The sequence below is a fragment of the Agrobacterium sp. 5Ca50 genome, assembly GCF_055381905.1.
The window spans coordinates 276,088-294,732 of sequence record NZ_AP026438.1 but is presented as its reverse complement, the minus strand read 5'-3'; the positions used below and the strand labels follow the sequence as shown (position 1 = coordinate 294,732).

16 protein-coding genes are annotated in these 18,645 nt (G+C 56.1%); 3 read left to right on the top strand and 13 right to left on the bottom strand.

Annotation, left to right across the window (positions count from 1 at the left end):
* Positions 1 to 80: 80 nt before the first annotated feature.
* The gene (locus ACZ5FM_RS01435) at positions 81 to 545 is read left to right on the top strand and encodes an Lrp/AsnC family transcriptional regulator (RefSeq protein WP_192486984.1); all 465 of its coding nucleotides are present in this window, start codon (positions 81 to 83) and stop codon (positions 543 to 545) included.
* A 58-nt stretch (positions 546 to 603) separates the two neighbouring features.
* On the opposite strand, the gene ACZ5FM_RS01430 is transcribed toward ACZ5FM_RS01435, so the two are convergent.
* The 9 genes from ACZ5FM_RS01430 to rimP form a co-directional block, all read right to left on the bottom strand.
* A complete protein-coding gene (locus tag ACZ5FM_RS01430; RefSeq protein ID WP_464039497.1) occupies positions 604 to 1,623 on the bottom strand; it encodes a class I SAM-dependent methyltransferase in 1,020 nt (339 codons plus the stop codon).
* Positions 1,624 to 1,698: 75 nt separating this feature from the next.
* Positions 1,699 to 3,831, bottom strand: a complete 2,133-nt coding sequence (gene pnp / locus ACZ5FM_RS01425; protein WP_464039496.1) for a polyribonucleotide nucleotidyltransferase — start codon at positions 3,829 to 3,831, stop codon at positions 1,699 to 1,701.
* A 283-nt stretch (positions 3,832 to 4,114) separates the two neighbouring features.
* On the bottom strand, positions 4,115 to 4,384 hold the full coding sequence (gene rpsO, locus ACZ5FM_RS01420; protein ID WP_192486981.1) for a 30S ribosomal protein S15: 270 nt from the start codon (positions 4,382 to 4,384) through the stop codon (positions 4,115 to 4,117).
* Positions 4,385 to 4,552: 168 nt separating this feature from the next.
* The gene (truB, locus tag ACZ5FM_RS01415; RefSeq protein WP_464039495.1) at positions 4,553 to 5,500 is read right to left on the bottom strand and encodes a tRNA pseudouridine(55) synthase TruB; all 948 of its coding nucleotides are present in this window, start codon (positions 5,498 to 5,500) and stop codon (positions 4,553 to 4,555) included.
* Positions 5,501 to 5,509: 9 nt separating this feature from the next.
* The gene (rbfA, locus tag ACZ5FM_RS01410; protein ID WP_192486979.1) at positions 5,510 to 5,935 is read right to left on the bottom strand and encodes a 30S ribosome-binding factor RbfA; all 426 of its coding nucleotides are present in this window, start codon (positions 5,933 to 5,935) and stop codon (positions 5,510 to 5,512) included.
* Positions 5,936 to 6,010: 75 nt separating this feature from the next.
* Complete coding sequence (infB, locus tag ACZ5FM_RS01405) at positions 6,011 to 8,761, bottom strand: translation initiation factor IF-2 (RefSeq protein ID WP_464039494.1); 2,751 nt, start codon at positions 8,759 to 8,761, stop codon at positions 6,011 to 6,013.
* Between the two features lie 102 nt (positions 8,762 to 8,863).
* Positions 8,864 to 9,553, bottom strand: a complete 690-nt coding sequence (locus tag ACZ5FM_RS01400) for an RNA-binding protein (protein ID WP_464039493.1) — start codon at positions 9,551 to 9,553, stop codon at positions 8,864 to 8,866.
* Positions 9,550 to 11,154: a transcription termination factor NusA gene (gene nusA / locus ACZ5FM_RS01395; RefSeq protein WP_192486976.1), complete on the bottom strand. Its 1,605-nt coding sequence runs from the start codon at positions 11,152 to 11,154 to the stop codon at positions 9,550 to 9,552. The genes ACZ5FM_RS01400 and nusA overlap by 4 nt, the downstream gene beginning before the upstream one ends.
* Positions 11,155 to 11,220: 66 nt before the next feature.
* Positions 11,221 to 11,811, bottom strand: coding sequence for a ribosome maturation factor RimP (rimP, locus tag ACZ5FM_RS01390; RefSeq protein ID WP_259147548.1), 591 nt, complete (start codon positions 11,809 to 11,811; stop codon positions 11,221 to 11,223).
* A gap of 263 nt (positions 11,812 to 12,074) precedes the next feature.
* On the opposite strand from rimP, the gene ACZ5FM_RS01385 reads away from it, so the two are divergent.
* The gene (locus ACZ5FM_RS01385; protein WP_259147549.1) at positions 12,075 to 13,703 is read left to right on the top strand and encodes an MFS transporter; all 1,629 of its coding nucleotides are present in this window, start codon (positions 12,075 to 12,077) and stop codon (positions 13,701 to 13,703) included.
* A gap of 16 nt (positions 13,704 to 13,719) precedes the next feature.
* On the opposite strand, the gene ACZ5FM_RS01380 is transcribed toward ACZ5FM_RS01385, so the two are convergent.
* Both ACZ5FM_RS01380 and recR read right to left on the bottom strand, forming a co-directional pair.
* On the bottom strand, positions 13,720 to 14,967 hold the full coding sequence (locus tag ACZ5FM_RS01380; RefSeq protein ID WP_464040407.1) for a lytic murein transglycosylase: 1,248 nt from the start codon (positions 14,965 to 14,967) through the stop codon (positions 13,720 to 13,722).
* Positions 14,968 to 15,080: 113 nt separating this feature from the next.
* On the bottom strand, positions 15,081 to 15,686 hold the full coding sequence (gene recR / locus ACZ5FM_RS01375; RefSeq protein WP_192486973.1) for a recombination mediator RecR: 606 nt from the start codon (positions 15,684 to 15,686) through the stop codon (positions 15,081 to 15,083).
* A 54-nt stretch (positions 15,687 to 15,740) separates the two neighbouring features.
* Between recR and ACZ5FM_RS01370 the strand changes: the two genes are divergently transcribed.
* Positions 15,741 to 16,355, top strand: a complete 615-nt coding sequence (locus tag ACZ5FM_RS01370; protein ID WP_250983550.1) for an MOSC domain-containing protein — start codon at positions 15,741 to 15,743, stop codon at positions 16,353 to 16,355.
* Positions 16,356 to 16,401: 46 nt separating this feature from the next.
* Here the strand turns inward: ACZ5FM_RS01370 and ACZ5FM_RS01365 are convergent, their stop codons facing one another.
* A complete protein-coding gene (locus ACZ5FM_RS01365) occupies positions 16,402 to 16,725 on the bottom strand; it encodes a YbaB/EbfC family nucleoid-associated protein (protein WP_192486971.1) in 324 nt (107 codons plus the stop codon).
* Between the two features lie 26 nt (positions 16,726 to 16,751).
* The gene (locus ACZ5FM_RS01360) at positions 16,752 to 18,623 is read right to left on the bottom strand and encodes a DNA polymerase III subunit gamma/tau (RefSeq protein WP_464039492.1); all 1,872 of its coding nucleotides are present in this window, start codon (positions 18,621 to 18,623) and stop codon (positions 16,752 to 16,754) included.
* Positions 18,624 to 18,645: the final 22 nt, after the last annotated feature.

The following is an 18,645-nucleotide window of genomic DNA, read 5'->3' as shown; positions in this document are numbered from 1 at the left end:
AATTTTCCGGCTATGATGTGTTGATTATTCAGATTATTGCTATTTATTGAAACAATCTGCGACGAAATGAAAGAAACCACATGTCAGGACTCGATGCGATAGACCGGCATATCATCAGGGCGCTACGCGCCAATGCGCGCATCAGCAACACCAAACTTGCAGAGGCCGTTGGTTTGTCACCCTCGGCATGCCTGCGCCGTATCAATATTCTGGAACAGTCCGGCGCAATCCGTGGCTACACGGTACTGACGGGCAATACGTCGGGCGAAGAAGGTATTGCGGTCATCGTTCAGATAACCCTTGATCGACAGACGGAAGACTATCTCAACCGTTTCGAAGTGGCAGTGCGCAAACACTCTGAAATTCGTGAGTGTTTTTTGATGACCGGTGGCGCCGATTATTTCGTGCGGGTGGAAATTGAAAGCGCCGGAGACTTTGAGCGTGTCCACAAGGACATTCTGTCAAAGTTACCCGGCGTTTCACGTATTCATTCGAGCTTTGCGATCCGCAATGTGCTGGCATCGCAAAAAGTCAGAAAGTCCTGACATCAAAAAATCCCGCAAAACCATTGCTTTCGGTTTTGCGGAACATCTTTTTTGTCTCTTACTTCTGTGCGCTCAGGATCTTGAAGCGGGAGTTACGGCATACTTCACCGCTTGTTTTGAATTCGCCGGCAAGAATGGTTTCATAGGGAAGACCACGGTTGGCAACCATCAGCAGCTTGCCGCCATTACGCAGAGCACCTGCCGCTGTCTTGATCAGTGCCTGACCCAAGGCAGGCTCAGCTGCCTGTCCACCTGCATGGAAGGGCGGATTCATGATGATCAAGTCGTACTTCTCTTTTGGTAGCTCAGCAGCAAGATCCTGCCAGAAGAAACGTGTCGTCAGTTTCGGGCAGTTTTCTTCGAGATTGGTCTTGGCGAATTCCAATGCATTCCAGTCTGCTTCAAACAAATCGATGCGGGCGGTGCGCGGAGACTTCTCTGCGAGCATGACCGAGAGATAACCCCAGCCGGCGCCAAAATCTGCGGCATTGCCATCAAAATCGGTTGGCAGGCGCGATGCCAGCAATTCGGAGCCATCATCGATACGATCATGCGAGAACATGCCCGGCATTGCCGTGAACCGTCCATCAACCGTGACGGCGTCATGCTTCAGTTTCGCAACGTAAGCAGTCACCTCTTCGGGGCGCTTAAACCACACTGCAATACCATGATATTTTGGTGTGGATTCGACTTCCACACCCAGCTTCAACAGCATCTTGCGCATGGTGGCGATGCCATCTTCTTTTGAACCGGCAATGACGATTGTGCCGCCTGCCTTGACGCGTTCAAGCGCTTCAGCAACGCGGTTTTCATTTTCACCACGGTGCTTGCCGCACAGGATAAGCGCCGCATCGAACGCCTCGCCTGACAGGTCAGGTGTGACATTGGCATGTTCGGCCTGCAAGGCGCGGTAAAGCGGACGAAGGCTCTGAACCGCAACAATCTCGGCCTCAAATCCTTCGAGCCTTGGTGCGCCGGCTTCGGCTCCAAGAAACAGTACGCGTTCACCCTGCGCAGGTGCTTCGACCATGCCTGCGGCGAACGGGTGGAACAGGGTTTTGACGGCGTCACGGCTCATATTTGCGACCTTTTTGAAAATAGAAAAAAGGCGCGGAAATCTTCCGCGCCTCGATATCGGAAAGAAACGAAGGCCTTATTCGGCTGCTTCGCCGTCCTTCTTCTCGGCTTCCTTGCCAGTTGCCTGATCGACAACCTTCATGGACAGGCGAACCTTGCCACGCTCATCAAAGCCCATCAGCTTGACCCAAACCTTGTCGCCTTCCTTGACGACGTCGGAGGTCTTGGCAACGCGCTCGGAAGCGAGCTGCGAGATGTGAACCAGACCATCACGTGCGCCGAAGAAGTTAACGAATGCACCGAAGTCAGCGGTCTTGACGACTGTGCCTTCGTAGATTGCGCCGACTTCCGGCTCTGCAACGATCGAGTGGATCCACTTGCGAGCAGCTTCGATTTCCTTGCCGGAAGAAGAAGCGATCTTCACGGTACCATCGTCTTCGATGTTGATCTTTGCGCCGGTCTTCTCAACGATTTCGCGGATGACCTTGCCGCCCGAACCGATAACTTCACGGATCTTGTCGACCGGAATGTTCATCACTTCGATGCGTGGAGCAAATTCACCAAGCTGGCCGCGGCTTTCTGTGATGGCGTTGGCCATCTCGCCGAGGATGTGCTTGCGACCGCCCTGAGCCTGCTCGAGAGCAACCTTCATGATCTCTTCGGTGATACCGGCGATCTTGATGTCCATCTGAAGCGAGGTGATGCCGTCCGCAGTACCAGCAACCTTGAAGTCCATGTCGCCGAGGTGATCTTCGTCGCCGAGGATGTCGGAGAGAACCGCAAAACGGTCGCCTTCGAGGATAAGGCCCATGGCGATACCGGCAACTGGCTTGGCCAGAGGAACGCCAGCGTCCATCAGAGCGAGCGATGTGCCGCAAACGGTTGCCATCGAGGAAGAACCGTTGGACTCGGTGATTTCAGAAACCACACGCAGTGTGTACGGGAACTGCTCAGCGGTTGGCAGCATTGGGCGGATTGCGCGCCATGCCAGCTTGCCGTGACCGATTTCACGACGGCCTGGGGAACCCATGCGACCTGTTTCACCGACCGAGTAGGGCGGGAAGTTGTAATGCAGCAGGAAGCGTTCCTTGTACATGCCGGTCAGGCTGTCAACATACTGCTCGTCTTCGCCGGTGCCTAGTGTGGCAACAACAATCGCCTGCGTTTCGCCGCGTGTGAACAGCGCCGAACCATGCGTACGTGGCAGAAGGCCAACTTCCGAAATGATCGGACGAACGGTGGACAGGTCGCGGCCGTCGATACGGCTCTTGGTGTCCAGAACGTTCCAACGAACGATCTTGGCCTGCAGGTGCTTGAACACTGCGCCAATTTCTTCGGCTGTGTACTTTGCTTCGCCTTCTTCCGGCAGGAAGTGAGCCTTCACCTTTGCCTTTACTGCGTCGACAGCAGCGTAACGTGCAGCCTTTTCAGTGATCTTGTACGCGGTGCGCAGTTCTGCTTCGGCAAGGCCGAGCATTTCTGCTTCGAGCGCGGAGAAATCTTCCGGTTCGAATTCGCGTGGTTCCTTGGCAGCAACTTCGGCCAGCTTGATGATTGCGTCGATAACTGGCTGGAAGCCCTTGTGGCCGAACATGACGGCGCCGAGCATGATTTCTTCGTTGAGTTCCTTTGCTTCGGACTCAACCATCAGAACTGCATCCTGCGTACCGGCGACAACCAGATCGAGAACAGACTCGTCCATCTCGTCAAGGTGTGGGTTCAGTACGTATTCGCCGTTGATGTAACCAACGCGCGCGCCACCGACCGGGCCCATGAAAGGAACGCCAGAAAGTGTCAGCGCAGCAGAAGTTGCGACCATCGACAGGATATCAGGGTTGTTTTCCAGATCGTGCTGGATAACGGTCACGACAACCTGCGTGTCGTTCTTGTAGCCTTCAGGGAAAAGCGGACGGATTGGACGGTCGATCAGGCGCGAAACCAGTGTTTCGTTTTCGCTTGGACGACCTTCGCGCTTGAAATAGCCGCCTGGGATTTTACCGGCAGCATAGGTCTTTTCCTGGTAGTTTACGGTCAGCGGGAAGAAGTCCTGGCCTGGCTTTGGAGCCTTGGCAGAAACGACTGTCGCGAGAACCATGGTCTCGCCGTAGGTTGCGATGACGGCGCCGTCAGCCTGACGGGCAACTTTGCCTGTCTCAAGCTTGAGCGGGCGGCCTGCCCATTCGATTTCCACGGAATGTTGCTTGAACATATTTTGTCCTTAACTGTCGCTGCGAAATTGTTTCGTCTTCGCAGCTACGACACATCACGGGCAAGACAACTGGAGGCTTTGTTCATTGCAACGTCATCAGCGTTGCAAAAGCATCCGGCAATCCTGCCCCATGACAGGTCATCGGTTGTTTCAGACGGTACCGGCCCATCCGGCCCATCTTCCTGTTCCCCGGCGATACCTGTGTGGTATTCGGGGCATAGTCCGGCAGACTGCCGGATAGAAAAACCGGCGGGCATCGAACCGATGACCCGCCGGATTTTTTTTAGCGGCGTACACCAAGAGCTGTGATCAGCTTTGTGTAACGGGCTTCGTCTTTCTTCTTGAGATAATCAAGAAGCGAACGGCGGCTCGAAACCATGGTCAGAAGGCCACGACGTGAGTGGTTGTCCTTCTTGTGACCCTTGAAGTGTTCCGTCAGATTGTTGATCCGCTCCGTCAGAATTGCGACCTGAACTTCAGGCGAACCTGTGTCGCCTTCAACGGTTGCGTATTCCTTGATAAGGGCGGCTTTGCGCTCTGCAGTAATCGACATCGTACGATCCTTTCTATTGTCTAAGGAAAATCGGGACGCCTAGAGCCGGGATGTCGTCCAGCTCTGGCCATTCATTGGCAAAAGGCAAAAGCCTTAAGCTGGGGCTGCCTATAAACCATCTGCAACACAAAGAAAAGGGGCGATTAATCGCCCCCCTCCTGCATGGTCTTATCCGAAAACCCGCTTGGGCCTGAACTCTCCCTGCCCGATTTCACCGATGGCAACCAGTTTGCCACGTGCCATGGCATAGGCCTCGGGGTGATCGGCCGGGGCATCACGGCCGCGCAACAGAATTGGATTACCCATCTTCAGGCGATGCGCCTGGTCATCACTAATGACCAGCTGTGGCAGCGACGACAGGGCTTCCGCCGTATCGATCAGGAAGGCATCGAGAGCGGCAAGCCGCTCGTCACGATCTTCAACCGCCTCAAACTCGACAAGCTTTGCAAGCGGCACCATGACGTCTTCACCAAATGGTGCGACCATGGTGCGACGCAGTTCAGAGATATGCCCGAAACAGCCAAGGTCGCGGCCCATATCGCGCGCCAGTGCACGCACATAAGTACCCTTGCCACATTCCACTTCAAAATGCGCGTGGTTGTTATCGGTAACAGCAAGCAAGCTCAGACGGTAAATCTCGACTTCGCGTGCCGGAATTTCGACGGTTTCACCTTCACGTGCCAGATCATAAGCACGCTCGCCGGCAATCTTGATGGCCGAAAACTGCGGCGGTGTCTGAAGAATGGTACCGGTGTATTTCGCCAGAAGGTCACGGATCGCCTGTTCTTCCGGACGAGCCTCGGAACTTTCGACTACTTCGCCTTCAAGGTCGTCGGTCGCGCGTTCTTCGCCCCACGTCACCGTGAATTCATAAATTTTCCGGCCATCCATGACATATGGCACAGTCTTGGTTGCATCACCGAGGGCGATGGGCAACATGCCGGACGCCAAAGGGTCAAGCGTTCCCGCGTGACCGGCCTTCTGGGCGTTAAACAGCCACTTGATTTTGGAAACAGCCTCGGTCGAACCGAAATCCAACGGCTTGTCGAGAATAAGCCAGCCGGAAATCGGGCGGCCCTTGGGCTTGCGGTGTTGTGGTTTACGCTGTTTGGACATGCCGTATTTCTATTCTTCGTCTTTATCTTCGGAGACTTTGCCTGCAGACGCTCCAAGATCACGACTGACTTCCGGCGAGCGCAACAGCGCATCGATCTTTTGGTAATTGTCAAAACTCGTATCATCCCGGAAACGCAGTTCCGGCATGTACTTCATCTGTCGCAATTGCGCGCCGAGACGACCACGAATATATTTCGCGTGCCGGTTCAAAGCGTCAATCGTCTGGGTGTGATCAGCAACGCCAAGCGGCGTCACATAGGCAGTTGCCATTTTCAGATCAGGCGACATCCGCACTTCTGAAATCGATACGACCGTCTTTTCCAAGAGATCGTCGCGGACTTCACCACGTTGCAGGACCTGAGTTATTGCGGCGCGCACCTGTTCGCCAACGCGCAACATGCGCTGTGACGGGGCGGAAGAAGTTGCTTTTACCATTTTATTAGCCTCAAACGGAGCGAGCGCCGACTAACCGGCGCCCGTCACATTTTCTAGTCGTTTCGAGCAGCGAACTTAGAGCGTTCTGATGATATGCTCTACGCGGAAGCACTCGATCGTATCGCCTGCACGGATGTCTTCGTAATTTTCGAAGGCCATACCGCACTCCTGACCGACCGGCACTTCGCTGACTTCGTCCTTGAAGCGCTTGAGCGTCTTGAGCTTGCCTTCGTGGATAACAACGTTGTCGCGTACCAGACGTACACCGGCACCACGCTCGACCTTGCCTTCGACAACACGGCAACCGGCAACCTTACCGACCTTGGTGATGTTGAACACTTCCAGAATTTCTGCGTTACCGAGGAAGGTTTCGCGACGTTCTGGCGAGAGCAGACCGGACATTGCTGCCTTAACGTCATCTACCAGATCGTAGATGATGTTGTAGTAGCGGATCTCAATGCCAGCACGTTCCGAAGCCGTACGGGCCTGGGCATTTGCACGGACGTTGAAGCCGATGATCGCGGCGTTGGATGCCTCGGCAAGCGAGATATCCGATTCCGTGATCGCACCGGCGCCTGAATGCACGATACGGGCACGCACTTCGTCGGTACCGAGCTTGTCGAGCGATGCGATAATCGCTTCGACCGAACCCTGTACGTCAGCCTTGATGACCAGCGGAAACTCTTTCAGTCCCGACGTCTGCAGCTGGCTCATCATCTGTTCGAGCGAACCGCGCTGACCCGTCTGACGGGCAACAGCCTTGTCGCGTGCCAGACGCTGACGGTACTCGGAAATTTCACGAGCACGGCTTTCGTTTTCAACAACCGCGAAACGGTCACCAGCAGATGGCGTACCGGACAGGCCGAGGATTTCGACAGGCATGGCCGGACCGGCTTCCTTGACGTGTTCACCCTTGTCGTTGACGAGAGCGCGGACACGGCCCCACTGGTCGCCAGCCACAATGATCTGACCCGGACGCAGTGTACCCTTTTGAACCAGAACGGTAGCCACGGCACCACGGCCACGGTCAAGTTCAGCTTCAATAACGGTACCTTCCGCCGTACGGCTTGGATCAGCCTTCAGGTCAAGAATTTCGGCCTGCAAAAGCACGGCTTCAAGCAGCTTGTCGAGGTTGAGCTTGTTCTTGGCCGAAACTTCGACGTCCAGAACTTCACCACCCATGGATTCCACGAACACTTCATGCTGCAGCAGCTGCTGGCGAACCTTTTCAGGATTTGCCTCGTGCTTGTCGATCTTGTTGATCGCAACAATGATCGGAACACCAGCTGCCTTGGCATGGTTGATCGATTCAATGGTCTGCGGCATCACGCTGTCATCAGCAGCAACCACCAGGATGGCGATATCGGTTGCCTGCGCACCACGTGCACGCATCGCGGTAAATGCGGCGTGACCGGGGGTGTCGATGAAGGTGATCTTGTGACCGTTCTGTTCAACCTGATAGGCGCCGATATGCTGGGTAATACCACCGGCTTCGCCAGCAACAACGTTCGCCTTACGGATTGCGTCGAGCAACGAGGTCTTACCATGGTCAACGTGACCCATGATGGTAACGACCGGAGGACGTGGCAGCATTTCACCTTCGTCATCAACCACGTTGAAGATACCTTCTTCAACGTCGGATTCCGAAACGCGCTTAACCGTGTGACCGAATTCGCCAGCGATCAGTTCTGCCAGATCGGCGTCAATGACGTCACCCGGCTTCATCATCTGGCCTTCCTTCATCAGGTACTTGATCACGTCAACGGCCCGTTCGGACATACGCTGCGACAGTTCCTGAATGGTAATGGTTTCCGGCAGAATGACTTCGCGCGTAATCTTTTCGCGGGTTTCCTGCATCTGGCTGCGACGGAACTTTTCCTGACGACGACGCATCGAGGCCAAGGAGCGGCCACGCTTTTCTTCGTCAAGACCGGCAGCAGTCACAGTCAACTTGCCACGACGGCGTTCATCTTCTGTCTTCAGACGTGCAGCAGGCTTGGCGGGAACCGGCGTGGCAACCTTGCCACGGACAGGCATACCCGGACCACGGCGCACTCCACGATCATCATCGTCGCTGGTGTTTGGACGACGGACACGTGCTGCAGCATTCGGAGCTGGTTCTTCATTTGCAGGAACAGGGCGTGAGCCTTGCGGACGAGCGTCCGGGCGGGCTGCCTGTGGTGCAGCGGCAGAACGTGGAGCAACAGGCTGCGGCTTTTGTTCAGCCACGGCAGCCTGTGCTGCTGCGGCCTTGGCAGCAGCAGCTTCTTCAACTACACGACGTGCAGCCTCTTCACGCTCTTCAGCAATACGGCGTTCTTCTTCCACCTTGCGGCGGGCTTCATCTTCAGCGCGCTGCTTGGCTTCAACCACGTCGCGAGCCTGCGCTTCTATCAGCGCGCGGCGACGGGCTTCCATTTCACCGGCCGACAGATCGTGCAGAACATTGCCACGCGGACGATCAGGCTGGCGCGATGGCTGGCTCTGCTGACCCGGGCGGTTCTGCTGCTGGTTCGGACGGTTTGGCTGCTGTCCAGAAGATGGCTGGTGGATGCGTGGCGCAGGCGCCGCAGGCTGCTGCTGCGGACGGGCGGCAACTGGTGCTGCCGGTGCCGCTGGCTTGGGAGCCGGTGCAACCGCTACTGGAGCCTGCTTTTCGTCTTCAGGACGCGAGGGACGACGCTTGCGTGTTTCCACTACAACCGCGTTGGTGCGACCTCGACCCATATCCTGACGCACAGTACCCTGACTCATCCCGCTCGGCTTGAGAGTGAGAGTCTTTTTGGGCTGTGCGTTGAGTGTCTTGTCGTCGTTGTTGTCGGTCATTCCGTTCCCGTTCCTTCGGACGCGGGCCGGATGACAAACATCAGGCCCCGTCGTTCAATTGCTGTATCCGAAACACAGCGTCGACCTTAGCCGATAACCGCGTCATTCTTCATTCCGGCCAGCGCCGCCTTCTGCCCCGGACTGACCGCCATCGCGATACCTTAGGAGCATGTTTGCGCGCTTCACTACACCCTCACCTGCCTGCCCTGCAAGCACGCAAGCGTGGATAAAAGCATTCTGACCCATCAACTCGTCCATTTCTGCCGCTGTAAACGGCCGAATGGACGGTATTGCTGCCTCGGTTTCCATTCCGAGATGCCAGGCCGTTCGGGCCTGGTTTATTTTCCGAACGCCGTCCGGCGCCGCATCAGCGGCATGGAAGACGGCAAGGGCTGCACCGGAACGCACAGCCGCATCGACTTTTGTTGCGCCGGTAATGAATTGGCTGGCCTTACGGGCCAGGTTCATCATTCCGGCAAGCTGTTGCACCAGAAGCCTGTCCACCATGTCGACAAGCTCAGGACCAGCCTTCACTTCCTTTTTGAAAGCGCGCGCGAAGAGCTTCTTCGCGATTGCTTTCTCCACATAGTGCCGCTCGGCCTTCACCCAGCAGCCGCGACCCGGCAGTTGACGCTTGATATCCGGGACGACAACGCCGTCAGGACCAAGTGCAAACCGGATCAAATCATCTGGCTTGTCGCTCTCGCGGGTCACAATGCACATGCGACCGTTGATAGCGCCGAAGCCGTCATCCTCGATGACGGCATCCGACTGGCGTAACTTGCCACTCATTCCTGTTCAGCGGCGTCTGCCTCCTCCTCAGCAGGCTGCTGGGCATCCAGGTCTTCCTGGGTGATCCAGCCAGCGAGCAGACGAGCCTGAACAACCATGTTTTCAGCTTCAACGCGCGAAACATCGAGCTTCGAGAAGATACCCTCGAACTTCTTGGTCTCACCGTCCTTGCGTTCGCTCCAACCAATCAGGTCGTCAGCAGCGCAACCGGCAAAGTCTTCAACGGACTTGATGCCGTCTTCACCGAGAGCAACCATCATCTGCGATGTCAGACCTTCGATCTGCAGCAGTTCGTCGGAAACGCCGAGTTCCTTGCGCTTGGCATCCATTTCCGCTTCGACGCGCTCAAGATATTCGCGTGCACGGGTCTGGATTTCGTTTGCAGTGTCTTCGTCGAAGCCGTCGATAGAGGCGATTTCGTCGAGGTCGACATAGGCAAGCTCTTCAACCTGGGCAAAGCCTTCGGATGCCAGAACCTGACCGACCATTTCGTCAACGTCGAGTGCATCCATGAACAGGTTGGTGCGCTCGTTGAATTCCTTCTGGCGGCGCTCGGATTCTTCCTGCTCCGTCATGATATCGATATCCCAGCCGGTCAGCTGCGATGCCAGACGTACGTTCTGACCACGGCGACCAATGGCCAGCGACAGCTGCTCATCAGGAACCACAACTTCGATACGCTCTGCATCTTCGTCGAGAACGACCTTGGCCACTTCAGCAGGCTGCAAGGCGTTGACGATGAAGGAAGCCGGATCCTGGCTCCACGGAATGATGTCGATCTTTTCGCCCTGCAGTTCACCAACAACCGCCTGAACGCGGGAACCGCGCATACCAACGCAGGCGCCGACCGGATCGATCGAGCTGTCGCTGGAAATAACGGCGATCTTGGCGCGCGAACCCGGGTCACGGGCAACCGACTTGATCTGGATGATGCCGTCGTAGATTTCCGGCACTTCCATGGTGAAAAGCTTGACCATGAACTGTGGATGGGTACGCGACAAGAAAATCTGCGGGCCACGCTGTTCGCGACGCACGTCGTAAACATAGGCACGAACGCGGTCACCGTAACGCATGTTTTCGCGTGGAATCATCTCGTCACGACGGATGATGCCTTCGCCACGGCCCAGATCAACGATGACATTGCCGTATTCAACGCGCTTCACGGTACCGTTGACGATTTCGCCGATACGATCCTTGAACTCGTCGAACTGGCGGTCACGCTCGGCTTCACGCACCTTCTGCACGATAACCTGCTTGGCAGACTGCGCAGCAATACGACCGAAGTCCATTGGCGGCAGCGGATCGGCAATGAAGTCACCGATCTTAGCATCCGGGTTGCGATCACGCGCCAGTTCCAACGGGATCTGCGTGGAATAATCTTCGGCTTTTTCGACAACCTCGAGAAGACGCTGAAGACGAATTTCGCCGGTCTTGGAATTGATATCCGCACGAATGTTGGTTTCAGAACCATAACGCGAGCGGGCAGCTTTCTGGATGGCGTCCGCCATCGCGGCAAGCACGATTTCGCGGTCGATAACCTTTTCGCGTGCCACAGCATCGGCGATCTGCAAAAGCTCAAGCCGGTTTGCACTCACTGCCATTTGTTCATCTCCGTAAGTCGCATGATTGCGTTAGCTGCCCCCTCTTTGAAGGGCATTACGTTGGAATTATTCTTCGTCGTTTTCTTCGTTCTGGTTGGCTGCAGCCGCTTTCGCCTGCTTGTCAGCCTTCAATGCGTCACGAATGAGATCATCGGTCAGCACCAGCTTTGCGTCAGAAAGAGCATTGAACGGAATAACAACCGTCGGCTCTTCGCCGTAGGCAATCTGATCACGCTCTAACGTAAAATCGTCCGCACCGATTTCGGCAATCTTGCCGCGGAACCGCTTGCGGTTATCAACCAGGATCGATGTTTCGATCTTTACCAGATGACCCTGCCAGCGCGAGAAGTCGGACTTGCGCACCAACGGCCTGTCGATACCCGGTGAGGATACTTCCAGATGATACGCCTTTTCAACCGGGTCTTCTACATCCAGAACCGGAGAAACCGCCATTGAAACTGCTTCGCAGTCCTCAACGTTCATCGTTCCATCCTGACGCTCAGCCATAATCTGGAGCGTTGAGCCATTTTGGCTGGAAAGTCGCACTCTGACAAGAACGAAACCCATGCCAGTCAGAACAGGTTCGACAATGTCGGCAATCCGACGATCAACTCCTGTTTCAACAATAAGCCGTGGCTCGGTAGTGTATTCCGACATATGCGTCTTTCCGGTCCGTTTTCTCAACTGGGACCACTTAACGAAAAAGAGCGGAGCCTTGCGGCTCCACTCTTCATCAAGTGATCAAGAATTTGAACCGTATATAACCCGTCATCCCCCCAATTGCAAGGACGGCGGCAGAAAGGCAGTGGATATTGCCATTTGTCACAATTTAACCGCTTCCACACTTCAAACGGTGGCATCCTTCATTTGTGTGTTTATACTCACGCAAAACAACTCACATCAAAATTACTGGACAGGCCGTGCCGGACCGGAAATCGCCTCTTGCTCCCCTTAGACACCAGACCTATCGCACCATCTGGATAGCCAGCCTTGCATCCAATTTCGGCGGCCTTATTCAGGCTGTCGGCGCGGCCTGGATGATGACGTCCCTGTCCAGTTCGGAGAACATGATCGCGCTGGTTCAGGCCTCGACCTCGCTGCCGATCATGCTGTTCTCGCTGATATCAGGCGCGCTTGCCGACAGTTTCGACCGGCGCCGCATCATGATCTCCGCGCAGTTCCTGATGCTTGTTGCTTCGGTCATGTTGACGGTGTTCGCCTGGCTCGGCTGGCTGTCACCGTGGCTGCTGCTGTTTTTCACCTTCATGATCGGCTGCGGTACTGCCCTCAACAACCCGTCCTGGCAGGCATCGGTTGGCGAAATGGTGCCGCGTGAAGATTTGCCGGCCGCCGTGACGCTCAACAGTGTGGGTTTCAACATTACCCGCAGTGTGGGACCGGCAATCGGTGGTGCCATCGTTGCCGCAGCAGGTGCTGCAGCAGCTTTTCTTGTCAATTCACTCAGCTATTTCGCGCTGATCTACGCGCTGATGCAGTGGAAGTTGCCGGCACCGACCTCACAATTGCCGCGAGAACATCTGGGTGCCGCTATCTCTTCCGGTATGCGTTATGTGGCGATGTCACCCAACATTGGCAAGGTGCTGGTACGCGGTTTTCTATTTGGCCTGTCAGCCAGTGCCATCCTGGCCCTCATGCCCGTTGTGGCGCGTGACCTGGTACAGGGCGGCGCCTTGACTTACGGCGTGATGCTGGGCGCTTTCGGTCTCGGCGCCATTGGCGGTGCGCTGATCAGTGCGCGGTTGCGCGAGGCACTTTCCAGCGAATGGATCGTGCGTGTTGCCTTCCTCGGTTTTGCCTTTAGTTCCGGCATGACGGCCATCAGCACCAACGCCATACTCACGAGCCTTGCGCTTACCATAGCTGGTGCCTGCTGGGTGCTGGCGTTATCATTGTTCAACACCATCGTGCAGCTTTCGACGCCGCGCTGGGTGGTTGGACGTGCACTATCGCTTTATCAGACCCTGACCTTTGGCGGTATTGCACTGGGCAGCTGGGTCTGGGGTGCGCTGTCGGAAATCCACGGTGTTTCCTTTGCCCTTCAGCTTTCCTGTCTTCTGATGCTGTTTGGCGTGCTTGTCGGCTATTTCCTGCAGATGCCAGCCTTCGCTTCGCTGAATCTCGATCCGCTGAACAGGTTTGTCGAACCGCCTCTGCGCCTCGACATCAAACCACAGAGCGGTCCCATCGCCATTCTCATCGACTATGAAATCGACGATTCGGACCTTCCGGAGTTCATGGCGCTGATGACCGAGCGCCGGCGTATCCGCATTCGTGACGGGGCACGTAACTGGAACCTGATGCGCGATCTGGAAAACCCTGACATCTGGACGGAAAGCTACCATGTTCCGACATGGGTGGAATATGTGCGGCATAACCACCGCCGCACCCAGGCGGATGCGGAGGCCTGGGACAAGCTGTTGACGCTGCATCGTGGCGACAAACGTCCTCGCGTTCATCGCATGATCGAACGCCAGACCATTCCGCCAACCGATGACATCTTTCACAAGGCCCACACCGACCATCATTGATGGTCGGCTTGATGGGTCAGCGCAGCTTGGTTTTCAGGGTTTCGTCCGGAAAACAGGTCGGCGCGATATTGGATTTCGATTGCCAGTCACCGAGAGAGCGACGGGTTTTGAAACCCGCCAGTCCATCCGCCTTGCCAACGTCGTAACCCTTGGCAACCAGTGCCTTCTGCATGGCCAGCACATCTGAGCGCAGCATCGAACCAACCGCCCCCCATTCACCGCGGAACGGACCGGCATTATAAGCGATGCGGTCTGCAAGATTACCAATGAACAGAGCGTAGAGGTCGGAGTTGTTATACTCCTTGATGACATAAAAATTCGGTGTCACCAGAAACTCTGGGCCGTGGCGGCCCGCGGGTACCAACATCATGCCAGCAGCATCCAGATCGCTCGACGGGAAGCCTTTGCCGCTGATGCGGGTGATGCCCATCGATGCCCATTGCTTGACGGGTTTGGCCAGATCCGGACCTTCCTGCGCACAACTGACGTTGGCGGGGATGGAGACTTCAAAACCCCAATCGCGGTTTCGTTGCCAGCCCTTTTTGGCAAGGTAATTGGCAATTGATGCCAGGCTGTCGGGTACCGAGTTCCAGATATCGCGACGGCCGTCTCCGTCAAAATCGACCGCATATTCAAGGTAGCTGGACGGCATGAATTGCGGCTGCCCAAGGGCTCCGGCCCAGGACCCCATCATACGGTCGGCAGCGACATCACCGCTATCGACGATATGCAAGGCGGCAATCAATTCATTGCGGAACATGTCCTTGCGGGTCGACATGTAAGCCTTCGTCGCCAGCACATCGATGACGGAATGTGGCAGCTTGGCACGGCCAAATCCGGACTCCCTGCCCCAGACGGCAACGAGAACTGAAGCAGGCACCCCATAGGTCTGCTCGATACGGCGCAGCGTCGAGGCATGGGTTGAGGCTAGCCCACGGCCGGTTGATGCCAAGGCCTGCAGGCGTTTTTCCGAGAAATAAGCTCCCGGGGATGAAAATTCGGCCTGGCTCTGGCTTTGTTCCTTCGGCGGTTTTTGTCCGGGGATGACCAGATCCGGCAGCTGCCTGTTGATGGAGATGCCGTTCAATGTGCGTTCAAGCGTCTTTTGGGAGACCCCAGCCTTGCGGGCTTGCGGCCAGACTTCCTTTTTCAGCCAGGCATTAAACTCCGCGTCATAACGGGCCGCAGCAGCAGCTGGCGGTTTTGCCGTCTGTGCATTGGCAGCCGATGACAGAACCAATGGAAAAACGGTGGCGGCAAGCATGGAAAGCCATCTGGTTTTCATTTTCTCTCCCAATAAATCAGCTCCGATGCTTCTCGGAAATTTACGGCATATATGTGCCTGAACGCAGGATTTTTACCCGCCGGGACCGGATTTCAGATCGTCGTGCGCGCCCTGAGGGCTGCAGTCAGCGTACCCTCATCCAGATAGTCCAGCTCTCCACCCACCGGCACGCCATGCGCAAGGCGCGTAATCTTGACGGGCAAACCCGCCAGTCTATCGGTGATATAATGCGCAGTTGCCTGCCCCTCGACGGTGGCGTTGACGGCAATGATGATCTCACGAACTTTTTCATCATTGGCGCGGTCGATGAGACCGATAATGTTCAGGTCTTCCGGACCAACTCCGTCCAGAGGCGAAAGTGTACCGCCTAGAACGTGATAGGCAGTGTTCATAGCACTTGCACGCTCTAGCGCCCATAGATCAGACACGTCTTCGACCACGATGATGACTGAATGGTCGCGGCGATCGTCTGAGCACACGGTGCATGGATCAATCGTATCGACATTGCCGCAGCAGGAGCAGATCTTTACCTTGTCATAGGCCTCACCCATGGCATGACCAAGCGGGCCGAGCAGTTGCTCTTTTTTCTTGATAAGATGAAGCGCTGCGCGACGAGCGGAACGCGGACCTAGTCCCGGCACTTTTGCCAGAAGCTGGATCAGTTTTTCAATTTCAGGACCAGTGACTCGTTTTGCCATAAGCATTCTCTACTGCATAAAAGAGACAACGGGAATCAGGAGCGAAAGCATCCCATGAAAATTCAGGCCATTTGCCTAGCCGATGCACAGATCCTGCCGGGCAAAACCAGCAAGACCGGTATATTCAAACACCCGGTGAACGGTGCCGTCATGGTCGACCGCGAAGGCCTTGTCGGTGATGCTGTCTGCAACCGCAAACATCACGGCGGACCGGATCAGGCCATTTATGCCATGGGCTCGGCCGATCTCGATTACTGGTCTCGTGACCTTGGTCTGACCGTTGAACCGGGATTTTTTGGCGAAAACCTCGTCATCGATGGCATCGACAGCGCAAAACTACATGTCGGCGACCGGTTGACGATGCAAGAGGTCGAGTTGGAAGTGACCGCAGCGCGTATTCCCTGCGCCACCTTGTCTGCCCGCATCGGTGATCCGGACTTTGCACCACGCTTCAAGGCAGCAGGCCAGCCGGGGTTTTATTGTCGCGTGCTAAAAGGTGGATTTCTGCAGGCTGGTGAAGCGGTGGAATTCACGCCCTACCAGGGCACGAAACTGCCCATCCCCATTGTGCTTCAACGTTTTCGGCCCAGTCGGCTGAGCGAACAGGAACGGATTGCCTATCGCGACACGCCGCTTGCATCCCGTTTCCGCGCCATGCTGGAAAGTTGAAGCGGCTTTTGCAAAACCGCTTCAAACATGTCGGATCAATGAGCGCTTAGAACGGGAACTTCATGCCGGGCGGCAGTGGAAGACCGGCGGTGAGGCCAGCCATCTTTTCCTGCGCCTGGGCTTCACCCTTCTGTTTTGCATCCTTGTGGGCTGCAACAATCAGGTCTTCAAGGATTTCAACTTCGTCTTCCTTGAACAGCGAAGGATCAACCTTCACACCACGCATTTCGCCTTTGCCGTTCAGAATAACGGTCACCAGACCGCCACCGGATTTGCCTTCGATTTCAAGGGCGGCAATTTCTTCCTGCACCTTTTCCATCTTGGCCTGCATTTCCTTGACCTTGCCCATCATACCCATGATGTCACGCATGTCGTAACTCCTTGAATTGCTTACTTTCAGAATTCGATGTCGTCGCCCGGCAGAATATCACCTTCACTGGATTCAACGACCGCTGGCGGTGGAATATTCTCGTTATCGTCAGGCAATGGGGCGCGAATGCGCACGTCGGTGATTTTTGCACCGGGATATTGTGAAAGGATCGCCATGATGTCCGGATCCTGGCGTGCGTCGAGCATACGAGCCGTGCGCGCATTGCCTTCGGCTTCAACCAGCGTCGGTTGCCCCTGCTCCTTGCTGAGGCTGACAATCCAATGAATGCCAGTCCATTCCTTGAGCTTTACACCCAGTTCACCTGGCAAGGTTCCCGGCGCGCCCTCACCCAGACGGATATCGAGCTTGCCCGGCTCCAGTCGTACGCCGTGCACGAAGTTGCGCACCTTGGCTTTCATCACCGGATCGCGGTTCTTGCCGCAGAGATCAGCAATATCCTGAATGGAATTGACGGGAACGCTTGGTTCCGGACGTTCTTCCGTGCGGGGTGCTACGACCTGCATATCCTGCGGGCGGCTATCCGGCACTGCACGCAGCATTGCGGTTGGTGCGGGTGATACCTGCCGCTGAGGTGCCGCCATCGATTGGGCCGAGGCGACCGCCTGGACGGATGAATAGGACGCACGTGCGCCACCACCATTGCCGCCGCCGGATGGCATTGGCGATCCATTGCTTTCGCCAGCAGCGATATCCTGCAGACGGCGCGCAGCATCCTCCGGTGATGGAAGATGCGCAGCGTGGGTCAGGCGGATCAAAACCATTTCTGCCGCACCGGCAGGCCGCGACGAGTTTTCCGTTTCCGGAATGCCCTTGAGCAGCATCTGCCAGATGCGCGACAAGGCAGACACGGCAACGCCCTGCGCAAATTCGCTGCCGCGGACACGTTCGATTTCCGACAGCGACGGATCGTCGGCGGCATCGGGAATGTATTTCAGTCGCGTGACGAGATGAGTGAAATCGGCAAGATCATTCAACACGACAACTGGGTTTGCACCTGCTTCATACTGGCTGCCAAATTCCGACAGAGCAGCAGCGACATCGCCTTTCATGACGTGGCTGAAAAGATCGACGATACGGGCGCGGTCGGCAAGACCCAGCATGCCACGGACAGCGTCCGCCTCAACACGGCCACCGCCGTGGGCAATTGCCTGATCCAGCAAAGACAAACCATCACGCGCCGAGCCTTCGGCCGCGCGCGCAATCATTGACAATGCCTCCGCTTCGGCTTCGATGCCTTCCTTGCCGGCGATGGTCGTGAACAGGCCGACGAGATCTGCTGCACTGATTCGGCGCAGGTCGAAACGCTGACAGCGCGACAGAACGGTGATCGGTACCTTGCGAATTTCCGTCGTCGCAAAAATGAATTTTACATGCTCAGGCGGCTCTTCAAGCGTCTTCAACAGGCCATTAAAGGCCTGCGTGGACAGCATGTGAACTTCGTCGATGATGTAAACTTTGTAGCGCGCCGAGACCGGGCGGTAACGCACCTGCTCAATGATTTCTCTGATGTCGTCGATACCGGTATGAGAGGCGGCATCCATTTCAATCACGTCAACATGGCGGCCTTCCATGATCGCCTGACAATGTTCGCCGGGTAGGCGCAAGTCGATTGTCGGGCGGTCAATTTCCGGTGTTTTGTAATTCAGCGCGCGTGCCAGAATGCGGGCCGTTGTCGTTTTGCCAACCCCACGAACGCCGGTCAGCATGTAAGCCTGCGCAATGCGGCCGGTTTCGAACGCATTGGTCAGCGTGCGAACCATCGGCTCCTGGCCGACCATCAGGTCAGAAAAATCCTTGGGGCGATATTTTCGTGCAAGAACGCGATAGCCAGCCGTTGGCTGCGAATCGGTTCCTGCTTTTTGTTCGCTATCGCTCATTGCCCTCGCCAGCTTTGCGTTT

What these genes read in the sequence shown, in the direction of transcription:
- ACZ5FM_RS01435 (WP_192486984.1), top strand. Translation starts at nt 81, where the DNA reads ATGTCAGGACTCGATGCGATAGACCGGCATATCATCAGGGCGCTACGC.
- ACZ5FM_RS01430 (WP_464039497.1), bottom strand. Translation starts at nt 1,623, where the DNA reads ATGAGCCGTGACGCCGTCAAAACCCTGTTCCACCCGTTCGCCGCAGGC.
- pnp (WP_464039496.1), bottom strand. Translation starts at nt 3,831, where the DNA reads ATGTTCAAGCAACATTCCGTGGAAATCGAATGGGCAGGCCGCCCGCTC.
- rpsO (WP_192486981.1), bottom strand. Translation starts at nt 4,384, where the DNA reads ATGTCGATTACTGCAGAGCGCAAAGCCGCCCTTATCAAGGAATACGCA.
- truB (WP_464039495.1), bottom strand. Translation starts at nt 5,500, where the DNA reads ATGTCCAAACAGCGTAAACCACAACACCGCAAGCCCAAGGGCCGCCCG.
- rbfA (WP_192486979.1), bottom strand. Translation starts at nt 5,935, where the DNA reads ATGGTAAAAGCAACTTCTTCCGCCCCGTCACAGCGCATGTTGCGCGTT.
- infB (WP_464039494.1), bottom strand. Translation starts at nt 8,761, where the DNA reads ATGACCGACAACAACGACGACAAGACACTCAACGCACAGCCCAAAAAG.
- ACZ5FM_RS01400 (WP_464039493.1), bottom strand. Translation starts at nt 9,553, where the DNA reads ATGAGTGGCAAGTTACGCCAGTCGGATGCCGTCATCGAGGATGACGGC.
- nusA (WP_192486976.1), bottom strand. Translation starts at nt 11,154, where the DNA reads ATGGCAGTGAGTGCAAACCGGCTTGAGCTTTTGCAGATCGCCGATGCT.
- rimP (WP_259147548.1), bottom strand. Translation starts at nt 11,811, where the DNA reads ATGTCGGAATACACTACCGAGCCACGGCTTATTGTTGAAACAGGAGTT.
- ACZ5FM_RS01380 (WP_464040407.1), bottom strand. Translation starts at nt 14,967, where the DNA reads ATGCTTGCCGCCACCGTTTTTCCATTGGTTCTGTCATCGGCTGCCAAT.
- recR (WP_192486973.1), bottom strand. Translation starts at nt 15,686, where the DNA reads ATGGCAAAACGAGTCACTGGTCCTGAAATTGAAAAACTGATCCAGCTT.
- ACZ5FM_RS01370 (WP_250983550.1), top strand. Translation starts at nt 15,741, where the DNA reads ATGAAAATTCAGGCCATTTGCCTAGCCGATGCACAGATCCTGCCGGGC.
- ACZ5FM_RS01365 (WP_192486971.1), bottom strand. Translation starts at nt 16,725, where the DNA reads ATGCGTGACATCATGGGTATGATGGGCAAGGTCAAGGAAATGCAGGCC.
- ACZ5FM_RS01360 (WP_464039492.1), bottom strand. Translation starts at nt 18,623, where the DNA reads ATGAGCGATAGCGAACAAAAAGCAGGAACCGATTCGCAGCCAACGGCT.